Below are 19,776 nucleotides of genomic sequence, written 5' to 3' on the forward strand. Positions count from 1 at the left end.
CGATAATCCGCGCCAGTTCAGCGCAACGAATCCGGGAAGAAGAAAGCATGAATCAGACTCCGCAGCAGCAAGACATCCAGGGGCCGATCGATGTGGTGATCATGGCGGCCGGCAAAGGCACGCGCATGAAAAGCAGGCTGCCCAAAGTGTTGCATCGTTTGGGCGGCCGCGCACTGATCGCGCATGTCGCCGACACCGCCGCGCACATCGGCGCCCGCCATGTGGTGGTCGTGACCGGCCACGGCGCGGCCGAGGTCGAGGCCGCCATGGCCGGCCCCGTGGGTGGCGCCACGCCGCGCTTCGCGCGCCAGGAGCCGCAACTGGGCACCGGCCACGCAGTGCAGCAGGCGGCGCCGCTGCTGCCGGACGACGGCACGGTGGTCGTGCTCTCGGGCGACGTGCCGCTGATCGGCGAAGAAACCCTGCGCGCGCTGGTTGCGGCCAGCGCGGGCGAACGCCTTGCGCTGCTGACCATCGAATTCGACGACCCGAGCGGCTACGGCCGGGTGATCCGCGCTTCGGCCGGCGGGGCGGTGACCGCCATCGTCGAGCACAAGGACGCCACCGAGGTGCAGCGCGCCGTGCGCGAGATCTACAGCGGCGTGATGGCCGTGCCCGCGCGCCTGCTCAAGGGCTGGCTCGCGCGGCTGGACAACCGCAATGCGCAGAACGAGTACTACCTGACCGATGTCGTGAAGCTCGCCGCGGCCGACGGGGTGCCGGTGGTGGCGCACATCACGACCGATGCGCTGCAGGTGGCGGGCATCAACAGCCCGATGCAGCTCGCGGCGCTCGAGCGCGCCTGGCAACTGCGCCAGGCGAATGCGCTGATGGAGCAGGGCGTGCGCCTGGCCGATCCGGCGCGCTTCGACCTGCGCGGCACGCTGGCATGCGCGGCCGATGTCGAGATCGACGTCAACTGCGTGTTCGAAGGCCAGGTGTCGCTGGGCGAGGGCGTGCGCATCGGCGCCAACTGCGTGATCGCCAATGCGCGCATCGAAGCGGGCGCGGTGATCCATCCGTTCACCCACATCGACGGCGAGAAGGCCGGCGTGACGGTGGGTGAGCGCGCCCTGATCGGTCCCTTCGCGCGCCTGCGCCCCGGGGCGCAGCTAGGCGCCGAGGTGCACATCGGCAACTTCGTCGAGGTGAAGAACTCCACGCTCGCCGCCGGCGCCAAGGCCAACCACCTGGCCTACCTGGGCGATGCCACGGTGGGCGAGCGCGTCAACTACGGCGCGGGCAGCATCACGGCCAACTACGACGGCGCCAACAAGCACCGCACCGTGATCGAGGCCGACGTGCACATCGGCAGCAACTGCGTGCTGGTGGCGCCGATCACCATCGGCGCGGGCGGCACCATCGGGGGCGGGTCGACGGTGAACAAGTCGACCGCGCCCGGCGCGCTGACCGTGGCGCGCAGCAAGCCGGTGAGTTTCCCCAACTGGAAGCGGCCGCAGAAAAAGCCAAAGGCCTGAGAAGGCTTCAGCCCAGCGGCACCGCGGGTTCGAACTTGGCGCGCTTGAGGCTGAAGAAGGCCTTCACGTTGCGCACGTTCGCATCGGCGGTGAACAGGCGCTGCGTCAGCGCGCCGTAGTCCGGCATATCGCGCGCCGCGACCACGAGCACGAAGTCGGGGCCGGGCGAGACGCGCCAGCACTGCTGCACCGCGTTGTCGGCGATCACGCGGGTTTCGAAAGCGTCGAGCGCGGCGGCGTCCTGCCGGTCCAGCGAGATCTCCACGACCGCCTGCAATCCGTGGCCGAGCACCGCGGCCAGCCGGTCGGGCGAGAGCAGCGCGACCTGGCGCTCGATGAGGCCTTCGTCCTTCAACCGCTGCACGCGTCGGAGGCAAGTGGGTGGAGAGATGCCCACGTCGGCGGCCAGCCGCTGGTTGGTGAGCGAGGCGTCTCGCTGGAGCGCATCCAGCAGCCGGAGGTCTGTTGCATCGAGGGAGATTGATTCCATATATTCATAAATTATGGAATAAAAATCCATATCGTTACGGATGTGAAATAAAACTCCGAAATTCACAGAATTTCGAGGACATATTTTTTGATCACCTCCCTACCATCGACCCATTCTTTTCATCCAAAGGCAGCTCACCATGTGCGGCATCGTCGGGGCAGCGTCCCATCGCAACATCGTTCCGGTCCTCGTGCAGGGCCTCCAGCGGCTCGAATACCGCGGCTATGACTCCTGCGGCGTCGCGGTGCATGCGGGCGGCCTCACGCGGGCGCGCACCACCTCGCGCGTGGCGGAACTCGTCACGCAGGTGCGCGAGGACAAGGTCGAAGGCCTGACCGGCATCGCCCACACGCGCTGGGCCACGCACGGTGCGCCAGCGGTGCACAACGCGCATCCGCACTTCAGCCACGGCCCAGGCGCCGACGCGCAGGGCGCGCGCCCCGGCCGCATCGCGTTGGTGCACAACGGCATCATCGAAAACCACGAAGCGCTGCGCGCCGCGCTCGAGGCCAAGGGCTACGTGTTCGAGAGCCAGACCGACACCGAGGTCATCGCCCACCTTGTCGACAGCCTCTACGACGGCGACCTGTTCGAGGCCGTCAAGGCCGCGGTGCTGCAACTGCACGGCGCCTATGCCATTGCGGTGATCTGCCGCGACGAGCCGCAGCGCGTGGTCGGCGCGCGCGCCGGCTCGCCGCTGATCCTCGGCGCGGGCAAGGACGGCGCGGAGAATTTCCTGGCCAGCGACGCGATGGCCCTGGCCGGCGTGACCGACCAGATCGTCTATCTCGAAGAAGGCGACGTGGTCGATCTGCAACCGGGCAAGTACTGGATCGTCGACAAGAACCACAAGCCCGTGACGCGCCAGGTGCGCACAGTGCTCGCGCACAGCGGCGCAGCCGAACTCGGCCCGTACCGCCACTACATGCAGAAGGAAATCTTCGAGCAGCCGCGCGCCATTGGCGACACGCTCGAAGGCGTAGCGGGCATCGTGCCCGAGCTGTTCGACGGCATCGGGCAGGACGGCGCCACGGGTGCGAGCGCGCACCGCGTGTTCAAGGACATCGACAAGATCCTCATCCTCGCCTGCGGCACCAGCTACTACAGCGGCTGCACCGCCAAGTACTGGCTCGAAAGCATCGCGAAGATCTCCACGCAGGTCGAGATCGCGAGCGAATACCGCTACCGCGAGTCGGTGCCCGACCCGAAGACGCTGGTGGTCACCATCAGCCAGTCGGGCGAGACGGCCGACACGCTCGCCGCGCTCAAGCATGCACGTTCGCTCGGCATGGAACAGACGCTGACGATCTGCAACGTGGCCACCAGCGCGATGGTGCGCGAGTGCAAGCTGGCCTACATCACGCGGGCCGGCGTGGAGATCGGCGTGGCATCGACCAAGGCCTTCACGACGCAGCTCGCGGGCCTGTTCCTGCTGACGCTGGCCATCGCGCAGACCAAGGGCCACCTCACCGAGGCCGACGAGGCGCGCTACCTGAAGGAAATGCGCCACCTGCCGGTCGCGCTGCAATCGGTGCTTGCGCTGGAGCCGCAGATCATCGGCTGGGCCGAGGACTTCGCGCGCAAGGACAACGCACTGTTCCTGGGCCGCGGGCTGCACTACCCGATCGCGCTCGAAGGCGCGCTCAAGCTCAAGGAAGTGACGTACATCCACGCCGAGGCGTATGCGGCGGGCGAACTCAAGCACGGCCCGCTCGCGCTGGTCACCAGCGAGATGCCGGTGGTCGCGGTCGCACCGAACGACGCGCTGCTCGAAAAGCTCAAGAGCAACCTGCAGGAAGTGCGCGCGCGCGGTGGCGTGCTCTACGTACTGGCCGATGGCGACACGAAGATCAAGAGCGGCGAAGGGCTGCATGTGATCCGCATGCCGGAGCACTACGGCCAACTGTCACCGCTGCTGCATGTGGTGCCGCTGCAGTTGCTGGCGTATCACACGGCCTGCGCGCGCGGGACCGATGTGGACAAGCCGCGGAACCTGGCGAAGAGCGTGACGGTGGAGTGAGCGACGGGCTGCTGCTGATTCCTTGATCTGGCTCAATAAAGCCGTAAACGGGGCAATAGAGTCGCAAACACTCTTGGGTGCAAGATGGGCGCGGCGCTCGCTCAGCGGGCGATGCGAGTGGCCGAGACCGCTCCTTTGGAGTCTGGCGAACATCGAGTTAGCCGGCCTGCGCGCCTCTCCGGCTCTTAGGCGGCGACGTGTTGAATTTCGCTGATCTGATCGCGAGCCAGGTCGCGAGCTTCTCGGCATAGGGATCGAGCTTGCTTGAGCTCTCCCGCTTGGCGTAGCGCGGCATTTCTTCGCCCGCTCGCAGGTACTTCTTGACTGTGTTGCGAGACAGGCCTGTACGCCTGGCGATCTCGCTGATGGACATCTGCTCGCGCAGGACCCAACGTCTGATGACACTCGATGTCGCCACGTCTATCACTCCTGGGATCCCCTGCTTTAAAAATGAGCAGGGTAGGGTTTTACGTGGGTCAGTCTTTAGACGGAAATTACTGGGTCTAGAGGGGTCAATTTTCGACGGCAATCAACACCCCGATGCGCGATGACCGGCGCATCGATCCGGGTGACGCATCTTGTCGTTTTTTCCACGGCCGCGCGGCGACGATCTACATGGATCGGTTCTTGCTGCACGTGCACAATTGGTCACAAAAGGCAAAAAATGTCACATATTTCAAAAGTGATGAGTGAAGTGTCCATTGACAGATCGTCGCCGGTTCCATGTGTGTTCCCCCGCAACTGGAATCGCGCGCGGCTCATCGCGATCGGCCTGCTGAGCACATGGGTCGCGGCTTGTGGCGGTGGGTCGTCGGGTACTTCGACTGGAGCGCCTGTTGCAGGCACAACCGCACCTGCACCTGCACCTGCACCTGCACCTGCAATCGCACCGGCACCGGCACCTGGACCTGGACCTGGACCTGGACCTGCGCTCGAACCTGCACCTGTCACTTTCATGGGCAAGAGCACCGTGTTGATCGGAAGAACGTCGATTGATGCTCTTTCTGTTGCCGCACCATTCGACGCCCAGTACCAATACGTCGTCAGTCCGCCGGCACCGTCGAGTGACCTGTACACGGCGACGTCCTGCCCGGATGGGACGAACTGGTGGGGATGCGCGGGCGGCAGCATCGGGGGGCTCATCCCCAGCGTCAACGCCCGCGCTGCGCAGGCCACCTACTTGGGTAAACCGTATCCGCAGACAGTGATGTGGACATGGTTTGAACTCGGCCTCCTCGTGCCCGGTACGCCCGGTGTTGCTACTCCGTGGCAGGAGGAGGTTGAGTCGGTCAACAAGGTCGAGCTCCTGACCAGATACCTGGACGACTACCGCTTCTTCCTCCAGAAGATCGGCACCTCGCACGACATGATCGATCTCGAACCCGATTTTTTTGGTTTCGCGCGAGGGTACGGCCCTCTGGACCAGGTCCCGGCGCGGGTGAAGGCTGCGAATCCGACCGACTGCGCAGACCAGGCGAACACTGTGGCGGGTCTGGCTCACTGCCTGATCGCAATGACCCGCAAGTACGCTCCTAACACCGCCGTCGGCCTGCACCTCACCTGCTGGGACTGGCCGGGCAATGTGGATAAATGTGCCAAAGATTACGTGACCCTCGGGGGAAAGGGTGCCGACTTCCTCGTAGGGGAGGTTGAATCCACGGACGCCGGACTCAACGCCAAGCTGGGGAATGGCAGCTCATTCTGGAGCGACGAGAAGTGGGCCGCGCAACTCGCCTATTGGAAACAGATGGCCGAGGCGGTCGGCCACCCGATCGTGGTCTGGCAGATCCCGATCGGCAACATGGCACAGAACAACACCGACTACCACTACCAGGACGACAAGGTGGACTGGCTGTTCTCGCACATGGACCAGGTCGCGAGCGCCCATGTCGGGGCTCTGATGTTCGGCCAAGGATCGGACCTGTCGACCACGGCTGAAACCGACGGCGGCAACCTGTACAAGAAGACGGCCGCCTATCGAAATGCAGGGGGCACACCGCTCAAATAGCCTGTCCCTGTGTGCTGTCGCATAGCCACGCTGGCGCCGCCCTGACAGCCGGCGCTTGAACTCGCCATCGCTGAGTTCCAGCTCATTTGCTTCGCACCAGTTGTCGTTCATCGCTACCAACAGACCGCGACTCGCACGTCATGCCCGCAGTACCGTGAACGACTTGTGAATCGCCGCACGCGGCGATCCAGCGTTAGCTCTCGTATTGACCAAGAAGGTTCTCATGTTTGATAAAACCAATTTTGCTGCTGCGTTGCTCGTGTTGAGCGCGATCGTGCTCCCGGGTTGCGGTGGCGGAGATTCGGGAAGTTTCCAGGCAGCCGCTACGGCCCCTGGTGCAGCGGAAGGCACCCCGGTGGTCCCCGCTGTCGCGGGAGGCGCACCGGACGCTCCCGCCACCCCGGGCGTCACCCCCGAAGTCCCCGCCGCCCCGGTAGACAACACTCCGGTGGCCCGCGTCATCAAGCATCCAGGCGTTGGTGTCACGCTCTCGGATCTCGCGACGCTCAAGGCAAACATCGAGCAGGGCAAGGAACCGTGGAAGTCCGGCTACAACCAATTGGCGAACAGTCCCAACTCCAGGCTCAGCTACCGAGGGCGTGGTGGCCCGTTCGCGAAGGTGAGCCGCGCCCCCGACGAGAATCTCAATGCCTGGCGCTCCGATATGGTCGCGATCTCGAATCTCTCGCGGATGTGGTACTTCACCGGGAACGAGCAATACGCGGAGATTGCAAAGTGGCTGCTGCTGGGATGGGCTACCACCCACGTGGAGTTCTCGGGTCGCGAGTCGATGCTGGATCTGGGTGACTACGCCGCCGCGTTCGTTGGCGGTGCTGAAATCCTGCGCGCCACATACCCGGGCTGGAAGGAGGCCGACACGGCGACGGTCAAGACGTACTTCAAGAACGTCTTGATGCCGGCAGCGAATCCCTATGGCGAAAGCATGTTCGGGGCCGCCAACAAGGGCGGACTGTCCCTCGTCGCGCTGGGGCTGATGGCGATCTACAACGACGACATCGAGACATTGGACAGGGTCGTCTACCAGACCCGCACGCTGGCCCACATCGGACTGCGAAATTCCAATGACATCGGCATGCTCGGCGACTACCTCCGCGACCAGGGGCATGCCTATGGGCAGCTCGCGTCACTGACCATGCTGGCCGAGGCGCTCTGGACCCAAGGCATCGACATCTATTCCGACTTTGACAACCGCCTGCTCGCGGCGGGTGAGTATTGGGCGAGGGTGAACGAGCTCGTCCCCACGACAGCCCTTCCTTTCGGCACCACCGATCGCTACTACACCTCCGACATCACCAATCGCGGCTGGGGCGGCGCCAATCGCGGGAGCGTGGCGCTGACCCAGCTCCATGGCGCCTACGTCCTGCGCAAGGGGCTCCAGGCACCCTTCATCGCGCAGAGGCGCCTCGGGACAACGGTGGATGGCACCAGCTTCATGTTCCTCAAGGAGTCCGACACTTCGAAGGCGACGCCGCCGCCGGCGCTGCCCATTCCTTCGACCGCCTCGATCACCTCGGGGTTCAGCGGTGCGGACATCGGGGGGCCCAGCGCGGCCGGCGCGGCCACATACGCCGCCGGCAAATGGAACGTGGCTGGCTCAGGCTGGGGTATCTGGGGCGCACTCGACAGTTCCCACTTCGCCTACAAGGCCCTCACCGGCAACAGCGCCATCATCGCGAAAGTCGAGTCGGCCGAGAACACCCATCCGTCCGCACTGGCGGGCGTGATGATGCGCACAAGCCTGGAACCAGGCGCTCCGCGCGCCTGGATGGCGATAAATTACAAAGGTCAAGCCTCACAAAACATGACGAATCTGGCGGTGTATGGCAGTTCGAACTACGCGAACAAGGCATTGACCAATGGGAGCTCCGGGCCCATTAACTGGGTGAAGCTCGAGCGCATCGGAAACATCATCACTGGCTATATTTCTCCCGATGGCACCAATTGGGCCGCTACCGATGTCGGCCGCATCAATGCTCCCGTTCCCGACACGATCTATGTCGGATTGGTGGTCACGTCGGTCACAAGCAAGCTGAACAACAGCGTCTTCAGCAACGTCCAGATCACCGGCGGCGACGGTGGTGCGCCGCGCGTCATCCCGGCGGCGCCCGCCATGCTGCTGGCCTCGCCGGGCGATGGGGCTGTCCCGCTGCGCTGGCAGGCGTCCTTCGGGGCCACCGGCTACACGGTCAACCGCTCCGAGTTCAGCGGCGGGCCCTACGAGGCCATCGCGTCGGGCGTCACGGGCAGCAGCTACACGGACACCTCCGTGACCAACGGCACGACCTACTACTACACCGTCACGGCGAGCAACTCCGCCGGAACGAGCGGCCGTTCTCCTGAGGACAGCGTCGCACCGGGTCGTCCGATGGTCAAGGCTGCCGCAGACAGCGCGAGCAACTCCGGCAACGCTGAAAGCGCCGTCGACCAGAACTCGGCGACGCAATAGTTCTACTCCGGCGCGACCGGCTGGCTGCGGTACGACTCGGCCACACGGAGCGCGTCCAGCGCCATGCGGTCACCAGCAGCTTCGACCAGGTCCCCCGCGATCCAAAGGACTGGCAGTTCCAGGCCTCCAACGACGGCGCCACCTGGACAACGCTCGACACGCAAAACGACCAGGCGTTTGCCAAACGCGTGGAGTTGAAAACCTACGCGATTGCGAATCCGGCTGCCTATCGCTGCTACCGGCTCGACATCACAGCCAACAACGGCGACAGCACCCTCACGGATCTTGCCGAACTGGGGCTGTACGTTTCCAAGCCGTAGTGAACGCTATGCGCGATGACCGGCGCATCGATCCGGGCGACGCATCTTGTCTCTCCAAGGATCTCGCGCTCGAACAGAACGCTCAGTCCGCGGTGAAGCTGCTTGCGCCCTACGGCAGTTCGCGTGCGCTGACCGGATCGGCCGTAGGCGGCAGCGCCCCGCGCAGCGGGCTGGGTGCGAGCTTGCGCGTATCGGCCAGCGGCTGCGGCGGCGGAATCAGCTGCGTGCCCTCCATGCGGGTGCTGCCGTTTCCCCGGTTGTTCGAGCGCTGCAGCGCCGCATCCGGCAGCACCGGTGCGGCGTTCACGCCGCGCAGCATCAGGTTGTCGGTGTTGGGCTGCACCTGCAGCTGCTGGCCGCGGATCTCGTCGTAGCGGTCGTAGGCGAAGGCCTCGGTCGAGGCCCCGTCGCGCATCACCGCCGGGCGCAGGAACATCATCAGGTTGCTCTTGTTGCGCGTGCGGTTCTCGTTCTTGAACAGGTTGCCCAGCACCGGGATGTCCCCGGCCAGCGGTATCTTCTCGATGTTGTTGTTGTAGGTGTCCGACAGCAGCCCGCCCAGCATCACCAGGCCGCCGTCTTCCACCAGCACGCTCGACTCGATCGAGCGCTTGTTGGTGGTCGGGCCGTTGGGGTTGGCCAGCGAGTTCTGGTCGACCGTGGAGGTCTCCTGGAAGATCGTCATGCGCACCGTGCCGTTCTCGTTGATGGTGGGGCGCACGCGCAGGGTCAGCCCCACGTCCTTGCGCTCCACGGTAGTGAACGGGTTCACGCCCACCGAGCCCGAGGTGCTCGCATACGAGCCGGTGGGAAAGGGCACGTTCTGGCCGATGATGATCTTGGCCTCTTCGTTGTCCAGCGTCAGCAGGTTGGGCGTCGAGAGCACGTTGGCATCGCCATCGCTGCTGAAGAAGTTGGCGATCGCGCCCAGGATGTACTGGCCGCCGATCTTGCCGGCGAGGCCCAGGTTCAGGCCCGGCTGGATCGAGGAGGCCAGGCCCGCGGCATTGCGGGTGGCCAGCGCCTGGGTCAGGGCCAGGATGTTGTTCCTGTTGAGGCTGGAGTTGGTGCCGATGACCGCGTTGTTGCCCAGCGCGCTTTGCCACTGCACGCCGAAGTTGGCGGCCTTGTTGGCGCTGACCTCCACGATCAGCGCCTCGATCATGACCTGCGCGCGGCGGCCATCGAGCTTGTCGATGACGGCGCGCATCTGGCGGTACTGGGGCTCGGGGGCGGTGATGATCAGCGAGTTGGTGGACGGGTCGGCCTGGATCTGGCCGCCGGTCGACGGCTGGTTGGCGTTGTTCAGCGGGGCGTTGGCGGCCGGCGAGCCGCTTTGGCCGCTGCCGCCCATGTTGCCCTGGTTGTTTTGCTGGAAGCTGGCTTGCTGCGGTGCGGGGCTGCCGCCGCCACTCGCGGTGCCCGGAGTGGCCAGCTGGTTCGCCGCCATCGCGGCGCGCAGCGTGGCCGCCAGGCGCACCGCATCGGCGTTCTTCAGGTAGACCACATAGATATTGCCGGCCGCGCCGTTGCTGCTTTCGGCAGGCGGACGGTCGAGCTTCTCGATCAGTGTGCGCACGAGTTGCGCGCGCGCCGGGTTGGCTGCGCGCATGAGCACCGAGTTGCTGCGCGGATCGGCCAGCAGCGTGGTCCGGAACGATGCGTCGGCACCGCCCGGCGCTTCACTGACGTTCGGTGCGCCCGACGCACTGCCATCGATGAGCCGCTGCACCAGCGGAATCATGTCGGTGGCGATCGAGTGCTTCAGCTGGATGACCTCGACATCGGACGCATTTGGCACATCGAGCGCCGCGATGATGCGGGCCAATCGCCGCATGTTGTCGGCGTAGTCGGTGACCACCAGCGAGTTGTTGCCCGCGTTCACGTTGATGGGGTTGTTGGGCGGGATCAGCGGACGCAGCACCGGCAGCAGGGCGTTGGGCGACTCGTGGTTGAGCTTGAAGATCTGTGTGACGACCTGGTTGCTGGCCGACGCCGGCACGGCGCCGCTGGAGGTGTTCACGGCAACGCTCTGCAGCTTGGCGTTGGCTTCGAGCACGACCTTGTAGAGGCCGTCGGCCTCCACCACCGCAAAGCCCTGCATGCGCAGCGCCGCGGCGAACTGGTTGAAGGCCGCGGCCGGCTGCACGGCGCGTTCGGTCACGAGGTCCATCGTCCCCTTCACGCGCGGATCGACCACCACATTGCGACCGGTGACCACCGCCATGGTGCGCGCCACGGCCTCGATGTCGGCGTTGGAGAAATTGAGCGTGATCGGACTGCTGCGAACCACAGGCGAAGGAGCAGGCGATGGCGTTGGCACGGCCTTGGCCGGCGCGGGCGTCTCCGCCGTCCGTGTCTCGGTGGCGGCAACGGCAATGGCAACGGCCTGAAGCGTGACCCGCACCGAATTGCCTTGCAGCTCCGCCGTGTACGGCACCGGCTGCCGCAGATTCAACACGACCCGGCTGCGCTCGCCGGCCTGCACCACATTGATCGAGCGCAGGTTGGGTTGATTCACTTCGATGGCTGCGCGCCCGACATCGTTGGTGGCGCCAAGGAAGTCCAGTGCGATGCGCGCGGGGCTCGCGACCGAAAAACTGCTGGGTACCGCGGCGAGCGGTTGTGCCAGATCGATCTGGATCACCTCCGCACCCTGTTGCATGGTGCTTGCGACCGCCTTGATCGCGTTCTGCGCACAGGCGGTGCCGACCGCGCCGGCCGCAAGCACGCCCAGGCACACGGCCCGAAGGAGGAACCGGAACCGGAGAGCGCCCCGCGCGCCGAGGTCTTTCACTGGCGGTTGGTTCGTCTCAGATCGAATGGCCGAGCACCATCGCGACGCCCGGCTGCTTGTTCGGCCGAACGAAGCTGTCGCGCGTCAGGCGTCCCATCTTGATGGTGAGCGTGTGGGTGTTGAACCACTTGTCGTAGAGCGCATTGATCTCGCCGCTGGCGTACAGCTGCGCGAGGCTTCGGTCGACCGCCGCGAGCAACGCGGTGTCGCCCTTGCGCACCATCACGGCATACGGTTCGACCGACAACGCAAGCCTGCTCAGGCTGAGCGTGTCGATCTCCTTGTCGTTCGACACGAGGCCCTGCAGCAGCGAATCGTCCTGCGCAAATGCCCGCACCTTGCCTTCCTTCAGGGCCTTGTAGGCCTCGCCGTTGTTGTCGTAGGTGGTGAACTTCGCATCGCGCAGTTCACCGTCGCCCAGTTGCCTGAAAAGCTTCTCCGAGGTCGAACCCTTGGCCAGCGCGATCGGCATGTTCTTCAGGTCCTTCACCGTCTCCACGTGGAGGCCCTTGTTCGTCAGCACGCGCATGCCGGCGACGAAGAAGGTGTAGCTGAAGTCCACCTTCTCCTGGCGCGCCATCGTGTTGGTGGTCGAGCCGCATTCGAGGTCGATTTCGCCGGCGATCAGCTTCGGAATGCGCTCCGGGCCGGCCACGAGCTTGTACTGGACCTTGATGTCGGAAAGCTTGAGCTCGCGCTTGATCTCCTCGACCGCATTCATGCACAGGTCCACCGAATAGCCGGTGGGCTGCTTCTGCGCATTGACGAACGAAAAGGGCGGCACGGCTTCGCGCACGCCGAGCACGATCGTGTGCGTTTCGCGGATCTTGCTCATCGTGTCGCCGGCGGCTTGCGCCGGCAGTGCCGCCAACGCCGCCAGCGCGGGGACCAGGGAAATCATCGCGGCACGCAGCAGCCGCACGGAAAAAGGGAACATGGGGGTACGACGCCAACGGCGGTTTGAATTTCGATGTCGATCACACGCCGTTGCTGTTTCGCCGACCCTCGAGAGTCGCGTTCGCATCCATCGCCCGGCATCGCTCGCAAGAGATTCGGCTCTTGCGAGCGATGCGGACCCCATGTGTCATTCGGGAACCTTGCGCACTGATTGTCGGCCGGATTGCGTACTTTCCACTAGCCATGAAAAATGGAATTCAGACGATCATTTTTCGAAGCAATCGCCGGGGGCGCCGAGTGTTAGGCGCCTGAAATTCCCGATTCACTTCTTGCCAGGTACGCACGGCTGGCCGTTGATCCGCACGGCCTCCACCACGCATCCCTTGCCGACAGCCAGCGGCCGGGCAGGCCCTTCGACGCGGACCTTGTCGCCGATCGTCAGGCCCAGCCGCGCAAAGCCTTCGGGCCGGGTGTGGACGAAGTCGCCGGTGTCCAGCACCACGCCGTTCGCCTCGCCGTGGCGCGCGTAGTTCAGGCGCAGCACCGTGCCTTCGATGCCTTCGTCGATGCGTGCCGGCGTGGGCGCGTGGCCATCGACGCTGGCCAGTCGCTCGAAGCGGTAGACCGTGTGCGAGGCCTCGCCCTTGTGGGAGGGCTCTTCCTCGATGCCCTCGATCACCAGCGCCTGGCCGGGCTGCAGGCCGGCGAAGGCGGACGCAGCGCCTTCGTCATGGCGGCCGAACACGAACTGCGTGGGCACGCCGTCGGTGTCGATCAGCACGCCTTCGATGCCCCCCTGGGGGCTGTAGACCAGATGCTGGAAGCGTCCTTCGACCGACCAGACGTCGAGGGTTTCTTGGGGATGTGGCATGGAACTCCTTGGAGAGAGTGGGTTGAAAAAAAGAAAAGGCGAAATCAGCCGAGCCGCAAAAGCAGCGCCGACACCCCGCACACCAGCAGGAACGGAAAGCTGATGCGATGGAACTCGCGCAGCCCGTTCGGCAGCCTGGCCAGGCGCAGCGCGATCAGGTTGGCCAGCGAGCCCAGCACGCAGCCAAAGCCGCCCACGCTCACGCCCGCCGCCAGCGCGGGCAGGTCGCGCACATGGCTGTCCAGCAGGATCGCCGCCGGCACATTGCTGATGAACTGCGAGGTGACGATCGCCGCGAGGTAGGCGCGCCAGCCTTCGGTGATCGGCCAGTGGCCCAGCAGCGCGGTGATGGCGGGCAGCTCGGCCAGCTGGCGCAGGTCCACGAACATCAGCGCGATGATCGCGAGCAGCGCCCAGTCGATGCCGCGCAGCACGCGCGGATAGGTCACCAGGAACACCCCGAACACCACGCCCAGCCCCGCCAGCAGCCAGTGCCGGTCCAGCGCGACCACGAAGCCGACGAACAGAACCCCGGCCAATGCCAGGAGCCGAGGCTGCACCGGCGCCGCCTCCGCCGCAGGCTTGAGCGCAATGGGCGTGCGCGGCACCAGCAGCCAGACCGCGACGAAGAGCCAGAACAGCATCACCGCCACCGTCGGTCCCATCATTCCCATGAACGCGAAGAAGCTCTCGCCCGAGCGGTGCCAGAGGTACAGGTTTTGCGGATTGCCGATCGGCGTGAGGGCCGAGCCTGCATTCACCGCCAGCGCCTCCAGCACCACCAGCCGTGCGAGCGGCAGATGCGCCTGGTTGGCCAGCACGCGCGTGAGCGGCACCAGCAGGAACAGGCTCACATCGTTGGTCACCAGCGCCGAGAGCAATGCAGCGCAGGCCGTCAGCAGCATCGCCAGGCTGCGCTGGTTGTGCGTGCGCGCGAGCAGGCGCTGCGCGGTGGCCTGCAGCATGCCGCTTTTCTCCACGCCCTGCGTGATGGCCAGCAGGCCGGCGAGCGCGCCCACGGTCTGCCAGTCGACCAGCCTGAGCCAGTCCATCGGCGCGCGCGGGCGCAGGAACGCGAACAGCACCGCGACGGCCACCAGCACCCACAGCAGGCCGTTGCCGCCGCCCTCCTGGGCGGGGGCGGGCGAAGCAGGAACCGGCGCGAACGTCGTGTCTTTGCTCATGGTGCGGCGGTGGTCAGTGCAGCGGCGGCCGGCCCGTGCGCCATCGAACGGCGACGGTCGCGGGTTTCCGGCATGGCCAGCGCGAACAGCATGAGCGCACAGGCCGCGATGCCCGCCAGCAGGACGAAGGCCGTGCCGTAGCCGGCCAGGTGCGCGACCGTGCCGGCCACCAGGTTGCTCAGCGCCGCGCCCAGTCCCACGCAGGCCGCGCCGATGCCCAGTGCGAAGTTGAAGTGGCCGCTGCCGCGCGTGAGGTCGCCGATCATCAGGGTCAGCATCACGCCGAAGATGCCTGCGCCGATGCCGTCCAGCACCTGCAGCGACAGCAGCGCGGCAGGGCTGTCGGCCAGCAGGTAGAGCAGCCCGCGCACCGGCAGCACCGCGAAACCCACCAGGAAGATCGGCTTGCGCGCCAGCCGCGGCGCCCAGCGCCCGACCGCCAGCGCGATCGGAATGGTCACCAGCTGCGTGACGATGACGCCGCCCGACAGCCACAGCGTGGCCGAGGTGCCGGCCCGCGTGCCGACCTTCTGCGCCACCAGCGTGAGCATGGCGGCGTTGGCCAGGTGAAAGAGGAAGGCGCAGGCCAGCAGCACCATGAGGCGGTGGTCGTACCACCGGCCGGTGGAGGGTGCCGTGACGGCCGCCGTGTCGGCATCGACACCGGCATCCGCATCGGCGTCGGCGTCGGCACCGCGCGCCAGCCGCTGGTCGACATCGCGGGGCCGGATCAGCATCGCCGCCGCCACTGTCGGCAGTGCCATCGCCACCGCATAGAAGAACATCGCATGCGGACCGAAGGCGTGGCCGACCCAGCCGGTGCCCAGCGCCCACAGCACCGTGCCGGCCGCGGTGATCGCGGCATTGCGGCCGACGCGCGCGTCCAGCCCGGCGCGGCCCACCATGCCGAGGCTGGTGGCCGCGATGGCGGGCGCCACCAGCGTGCCCGCCGCGCCGATGAGCGACTGGCCCGCCAGGATCACGCCGTAGCCCGGCCAGTTCGCCATGACCACGAGGCATGCAGCAATGAGCGCGATGGCGCCCGCGATCCAGCGCGGCTTGTGCCGCACGCTGTCGATCAGTGCGCCGGCCGGCGCCTGCACCACCAGCCCCACCAGCGCCGAGACGAACATCACGGTGCCGATGCGCTGCGGGTCCCAGGCCAGCGTGCCGGCCATGAAGACGATGAGGAACGGGCCGACGCCGCCCTGGATGTCGGGGGCGAAGAAGGCCAGCGCGTCGAGCGCGCGCAGGCTGCGGCGCGAGGGGGTGGGTTTGGCGATGCTCATGGTCGACGGCCTGGCGGATCAGGAGGCCGGCAGCGGGGCCGGTGGCGCCATCAGCGGGGCGGGTGGCGTGGGCGGCGTGGGGCCGGCGCCTCTGGCACCGCGCGGGCCGCCGGGACCACGCGGCCCGGGTTCCAGCCCCGGCCCGCCGAACACTTCTCGCACCGTGTCCGCGGTCTGGCCCAGGCTGGTGGCCTCCAGCGCCGTGCCCTGCGCGCCGCGGGTGCCCCAGCCGCGCGCATGGAGCTGCGCCCCGGCCTGCAGTTGCGCGCCGTACATCGCGCCGATGTGCGGCGGGAAGCGCACGATGGTCTTGTCCGCGAGGACCACACCGTGCACGTCGCCGCGGTCGTTGTAGAGCAGGCGTTCGATGCGCCCGCCTGCCGACAGGGCGCTGAGCGCGCCCGGCTCGCGCGGCGGCGGCGGCGCCATGCCGGGTGCCGGCGGCTGGTCGGTCAGGCTGCGGCCGTTGGCGACCAGCGACTGCATGCGCACCACCGGCACGTTGGGCGCACGCCAGCCGCTGACCTGCACGGTGTCGCCGGGCTTGAGCATCTGCATCACCGCGGCCGAGAGGTGCGGCGCGAATGCGACCTGCGTGCCGTCGGCCAGCAGCAGGCCGTCGGCTTCGCCATTGGGATTGACCAGCCATTGCTGCACGCGGCCGCTGGCGACGGTGCCGGCCTGGGGCGCGGCGGCCGGCAGTGGCCCCCCGGCGCCGGGCGGCGGTGGCGGCATCTGGGCGAAGGCGGCGCTGCCCGCCAGCAGGCAGGCGGCGGCGAGGAAGGTGATGCGAGGTGTCATGGATGGCTCCTTGAGGATGGGATGCCCGAAGACATCTCACACAACGTGCCAGCGCATGAATCCTTAGAAATCAACGACTTGCGCGCACCGGGCGGCTTGCCGCTGCATGATCCGGAGACGGTGGGTGTCCGGTTTGCGGACACCCTTGGGCTCAATCGAGCCCGTACTGCGTCAGCTTGCGATACAGCAACTGCCGGTGAATGCCCAGGCGGCGCGCCGTTTCCGCGCGGTTGCCCTGCGTCTGCGCGAGCGCGCGGGCGATCATGAGGCGCTCCAGCCTCTCGACGGCGGCGGGCAGCTCGCCGTCGAGCCAGCCGGCGGGCAGCGCATCGGTGGCCTCGTCGGCTGGCGCGGCCCCGAGCGCAACGGCCAGGTCCGCGCCGCCGATCACGCGGTGCCGCACCAGCGCATGGCAGCGCTCCATCACGTTGCGCAGTTCGCGCACGTTGCCCGGCCACGGGTGGCTCAGCAGCCGCTGCGCCGCATCGGCCGACAGCGCCTTGGGCACATCGGACGCATCCTGCACGGCCGCGCGGCGCAGGAAGTGCTCCGCCAGCGGAATGATGTCGGCCAGCCGCTCGCGCAGCGGCGGCATGCGGATCGACAGCACATCCAGCCGGTACAGCAGGTCTTCCCGGAAGCGTCCTTCACGCACGGCGGCGGCCAGGTCGCGGTGGGTGGCGGCGATCACGCGCACGTCGACCTTCACCGTCCGGTGGCTGCCCAGCGGCGTGACCTCGCCCTCCTGCAGCGTGCGCAATATCTTGGCCTGCACGTCCAGCGCCATGTCGCCGATCTCGTCGAGCAGCAGCACGCCGCCGTCGGCCGCGCGAAAGCATCCGGGCCGCTCGCCGGTGGCGCCGGTGAAGGCGCCGCGCACATGGCCGAAGAGCTCGCTCTCGAGCAGCTCCTTCGGAATGGCCGAGCAATTGACGGCCACGAAGGGGCGATCGGCGCGCGCCGAATGGCGGTGCAGCGCGCGCGCCACCATTTCCTTGCCGGTGCCTGTCTCGCCGAGCACCAGCACCGGCATCGCGTTGGCCGCGGCCAGGCCGATGCGCTTGTGCACCTCGCGCATCGCATGGCTGGGGCCGATCAGGTCGCTGCCGTCGTCCTCCCCGGCCGTGCCGGACGGCGAGGCCGCCGTGTGCTGCTGCAGCGCGCGTTCCAGCACCTCGCGCACCGCCTCGCGGCCGATCGGCTTGGCCAGGTGGTCGAAGGCGCCCAGGCGCATCGCCTCGATGGTGTTGCCCGCGCTCGCGAACGCCGTGAGCACGATCACCGGCGGCAGCCGCGCCATGCGCGCCTGCAGGGCCGCGAGGGTCTGCAGGCCGTCCATGCCGGGCATGCGGTGGTCGAGGAACACCGCGTCGAAGCGTTCGCGCGATGCCGTCTCGACGGCCTCGGCGCCGCTGGCGACCGCGACCGTCCCGTGGCCCAGGCCCTGCAGCGTCTCGGCCAGCGTGTCGCGAAACGCGTCGTCGTCGTCGACGATCAGGAGATGCGCCATGGAAGCTCCAGTTCGAACCGGGTGCCCGGTGCCAGCGGCACGTGGTGCAACTCGCCGCCGTGCGCCAGCGCCACTTCGCGCGCCAGCGCCAGGCCCAGCCCGGTGCCATCGGCGCGGCCGGTGGCGAAGGGCTCGAACAGGCTGGCCTGCAGCGTCTCGGGCACGCCGGGGCCGTCGTCGTCCACGCGGATGGACAGGGTGTGCACGTCGGGCTGCAGGGCCGAGAGCACGACGTGGCCGCCGCGCGGCGCATGGCGCACCGCGTTGTCCAGCAGGTTGTCGACGGCGCGCGCCAGGTGCACCGGGTCGAAGAGGGCGCTGGCCGGCGTCTCGTGCTGCAGCGTGACCTGCACGCCGGCCGCATGCGCCTTGGGCGCCACCGCGGCCACGCGCTCGTCGAGCCAGCGGTGCAGCACCACGTCCGCCGGCGCCAGCGTCACCGGCTGCACCAGCGCCAGCAGGCTTTGCACCAGGCCGTCGAGCCGGTCGATCTGCCCGACGATGGCCTGCAGCGCGGCGCCCTGGCGCTCGGGCGCGGCGGCCAGCGCGTTCTCGGCCTTCAGCCGCATGGTGGCGATGGGGTTGCGGATCTCGTGGGCGATGCCGCCCGTCATGCGGCCCAGCGCGGCCAGGCGCTGGTCGCGGCTGCGCTGCTGGGCGGTGGCGCGCAGATGGGCGCGGGCCTCCTCGAAGCGCAGCCGGTAGTGGTTGAAGCCGTCCACGATGCGGTCGAGCTCGCGCACGCCGGTGCGCGGCAGTTCGGGCACGGCGCTGCCGTCGGTATCGGCCTGGGCCTGGGCCAGCCGGTTTTCCAGGCGCTGCACATGGCGCAGCCCGCGCAGCAGGATGAAGCCCAGCCACAGCCCCGAGGCCAGCACCAGCAGCAGCAACACGCCCAGCCCGGTGCGCAGGCTGTCCTGCGCGGCCAGCGCGCCGCCGTTGGTGCGGGTCATGGTCCAGGCCGCCAGGTCCTTGCCCGGTGCGGCCAGCGGACAGGCCGAGACGATCAGCGCCTCGCGGTTGCCGCGCACCACGTCGGTCTGCGGTTGTTGGGTGCGCGCCGCGAGCTGCGCCAGCTCGGCGATCAGCGGCTGCTCGGCCGAGGGCACGTCGCGCTTGACGCCGCTGCCTTCGTAGGTGGGGTAGGCGTAGGCCAGCTGGCCGCCGGCCGCCTGCCACACGCCGCCTTCGACGTGCGGCGCCTCGATCAGCACCAGCTGCAGCAGCACCTGCAGCAGGTCGACCTGCGGCTGTGCGGGGGCGGGCGCGGTGGTCGACCGCGCATAGCGCGCGGCGATGGCCCGGCACGACTGTTCGGTGGCGCCGCGCCCCACCGCCACCTGTGCGCCCGCGCTGCTGCGGTACAGCGTGACCATCACCACGGCCAGTGCGGCGCACATGCCGAACAACAGCACCCAGAAAAAGAGCAACTGACCGCGAAGAGATTTCATCTGCCGCGATCTTGCCTCGTCGGCGAAGCCTTTCGCGTCAGCCGCCGTCGCGTTCTCGCGGGACCGGATGTGCCCGTGTCGGTGCAGCGGCCTTCCGCGCATTGCCGCGAAAAATGAGTGGCTGCATTTCATTTTCCGGCGTAGTCGAAAACATTTCCCCCTGCAAATATCGCTGCGCCACCGCGCAGCGCGT

15 protein-coding genes and 1 pseudogene are annotated in these 19,776 nt (G+C 67.4%); 6 read left to right on the top strand and 10 right to left on the bottom strand.

The features are described from left to right. Nucleotides 1-47: 47 nt before the first annotated feature. Nucleotides 48-1,478 carry a bifunctional UDP-N-acetylglucosamine diphosphorylase/glucosamine-1-phosphate N-acetyltransferase GlmU gene (gene glmU, locus M2282_RS14680; RefSeq protein ID WP_280809508.1) on the top strand — a complete coding sequence of 477 codons (1,431 nt, stop codon included), beginning with the start codon at nucleotides 48-50 and terminating at the stop codon, nucleotides 1,476-1,478. Between the two features lie 7 nt (nucleotides 1,479-1,485). Here the strand turns inward: glmU and M2282_RS14685 are convergent, their stop codons facing one another. Continuing rightward, entirely contained in the window at nucleotides 1,486-1,968 is a 483-nt protein-coding gene (locus M2282_RS14685) for an Lrp/AsnC family transcriptional regulator (protein WP_280809509.1), read from the bottom strand. 139 nt (nucleotides 1,969-2,107) lie between these two features. Between M2282_RS14685 and glmS the strand changes: the two genes are divergently transcribed. Beyond that, entirely contained in the window at nucleotides 2,108-3,988 is a 1,881-nt protein-coding gene (gene glmS / locus M2282_RS14690) for a glutamine--fructose-6-phosphate transaminase (isomerizing) (protein WP_280809510.1), read from the top strand. A gap of 205 nt (nucleotides 3,989-4,193) precedes the next feature. Here the strand turns inward: glmS and M2282_RS14695 are convergent. Continuing rightward, nucleotides 4,194-4,415 (bottom strand): annotated as a pseudogene (locus tag M2282_RS14695) (helix-turn-helix domain-containing protein); the annotation flags it as partial. A 409-nt stretch (nucleotides 4,416-4,824) separates the two neighbouring features. Between M2282_RS14695 and M2282_RS14700 the strand changes: the two are divergent. From M2282_RS14700 to M2282_RS14715, 4 genes are all read left to right on the top strand, one after another. Beyond that, complete coding sequence (locus tag M2282_RS14700; protein ID WP_280809511.1) at nucleotides 4,825-4,965, top strand: hypothetical protein; 141 nt, start codon at nucleotides 4,825-4,827, stop codon at nucleotides 4,963-4,965. Beyond that, the gene (locus M2282_RS14705; RefSeq protein WP_280809512.1) at nucleotides 4,944-5,996 is read left to right on the top strand and encodes a hypothetical protein; all 1,053 of its coding nucleotides are present in this window, start codon (nucleotides 4,944-4,946) and stop codon (nucleotides 5,994-5,996) included. The genes M2282_RS14700 and M2282_RS14705 overlap by 22 nt, the downstream gene beginning before the upstream one ends. A gap of 223 nt (nucleotides 5,997-6,219) precedes the next feature. Continuing rightward, the gene (locus M2282_RS14710) at nucleotides 6,220-8,463 is read left to right on the top strand and encodes an alginate lyase family protein (RefSeq protein WP_280809513.1); all 2,244 of its coding nucleotides are present in this window, start codon (nucleotides 6,220-6,222) and stop codon (nucleotides 8,461-8,463) included. 188 nt (nucleotides 8,464-8,651) lie between these two features. Further along, nucleotides 8,652-8,783 (top strand): hypothetical protein, encoded by a 132-nt coding sequence (locus tag M2282_RS14715; protein ID WP_280809514.1) that lies wholly within the window; start codon nucleotides 8,652-8,654, stop codon nucleotides 8,781-8,783. Nucleotides 8,784-8,892: 109 nt separating this feature from the next. Here the strand turns inward: M2282_RS14715 and gspD are convergent, their stop codons facing one another. From gspD to M2282_RS14755, 8 genes are all read right to left on the bottom strand, one after another. Beyond that, nucleotides 8,893-11,580, bottom strand: coding sequence for a type II secretion system secretin GspD (gspD, locus tag M2282_RS14720; RefSeq protein WP_280809515.1), 2,688 nt, complete (start codon nucleotides 11,578-11,580; stop codon nucleotides 8,893-8,895). 16 nt (nucleotides 11,581-11,596) lie between these two features. Further along, nucleotides 11,597-12,517: an amino acid ABC transporter substrate-binding protein gene (locus M2282_RS14725; protein ID WP_280809516.1), complete on the bottom strand. Its 921-nt coding sequence runs from the start codon at nucleotides 12,515-12,517 to the stop codon at nucleotides 11,597-11,599. 282 nt (nucleotides 12,518-12,799) lie between these two features. Next, nucleotides 12,800-13,348 (bottom strand): hypothetical protein, encoded by a 549-nt coding sequence (locus M2282_RS14730; RefSeq protein WP_280809517.1) that lies wholly within the window; start codon nucleotides 13,346-13,348, stop codon nucleotides 12,800-12,802. A 44-nt stretch (nucleotides 13,349-13,392) separates the two neighbouring features. Next, entirely contained in the window at nucleotides 13,393-14,532 is a 1,140-nt protein-coding gene (locus tag M2282_RS14735; RefSeq protein WP_280809518.1) for an SLC13 family permease, read from the bottom strand. Beyond that, the gene (locus M2282_RS14740) at nucleotides 14,529-15,821 is read right to left on the bottom strand and encodes an MFS transporter (protein WP_280809519.1); all 1,293 of its coding nucleotides are present in this window, start codon (nucleotides 15,819-15,821) and stop codon (nucleotides 14,529-14,531) included. The genes M2282_RS14735 and M2282_RS14740 overlap by 4 nt, the downstream gene beginning before the upstream one ends. Nucleotides 15,822-15,839: 18 nt before the next feature. Beyond that, entirely contained in the window at nucleotides 15,840-16,622 is a 783-nt protein-coding gene (locus M2282_RS14745; RefSeq protein ID WP_280809520.1) for a hypothetical protein, read from the bottom strand. A gap of 151 nt (nucleotides 16,623-16,773) precedes the next feature. Next, nucleotides 16,774-18,132: a sigma-54-dependent transcriptional regulator gene (locus M2282_RS14750; protein ID WP_280809521.1), complete on the bottom strand. Its 1,359-nt coding sequence runs from the start codon at nucleotides 18,130-18,132 to the stop codon at nucleotides 16,774-16,776. Then, nucleotides 18,117-19,583 (bottom strand): sensor histidine kinase, encoded by a 1,467-nt coding sequence (locus tag M2282_RS14755; protein WP_280809522.1) that lies wholly within the window; start codon nucleotides 19,581-19,583, stop codon nucleotides 18,117-18,119. The genes M2282_RS14750 and M2282_RS14755 overlap by 16 nt, the downstream gene beginning before the upstream one ends. Nucleotides 19,584-19,776 lie beyond the last annotated feature (193 nt).

The sequence above is a fragment of the Variovorax boronicumulans genome, assembly GCF_029892485.1.
Taxonomy (GTDB): Bacteria; Pseudomonadota; Gammaproteobacteria; order Burkholderiales; family Burkholderiaceae_C; genus Variovorax; species Variovorax boronicumulans_B.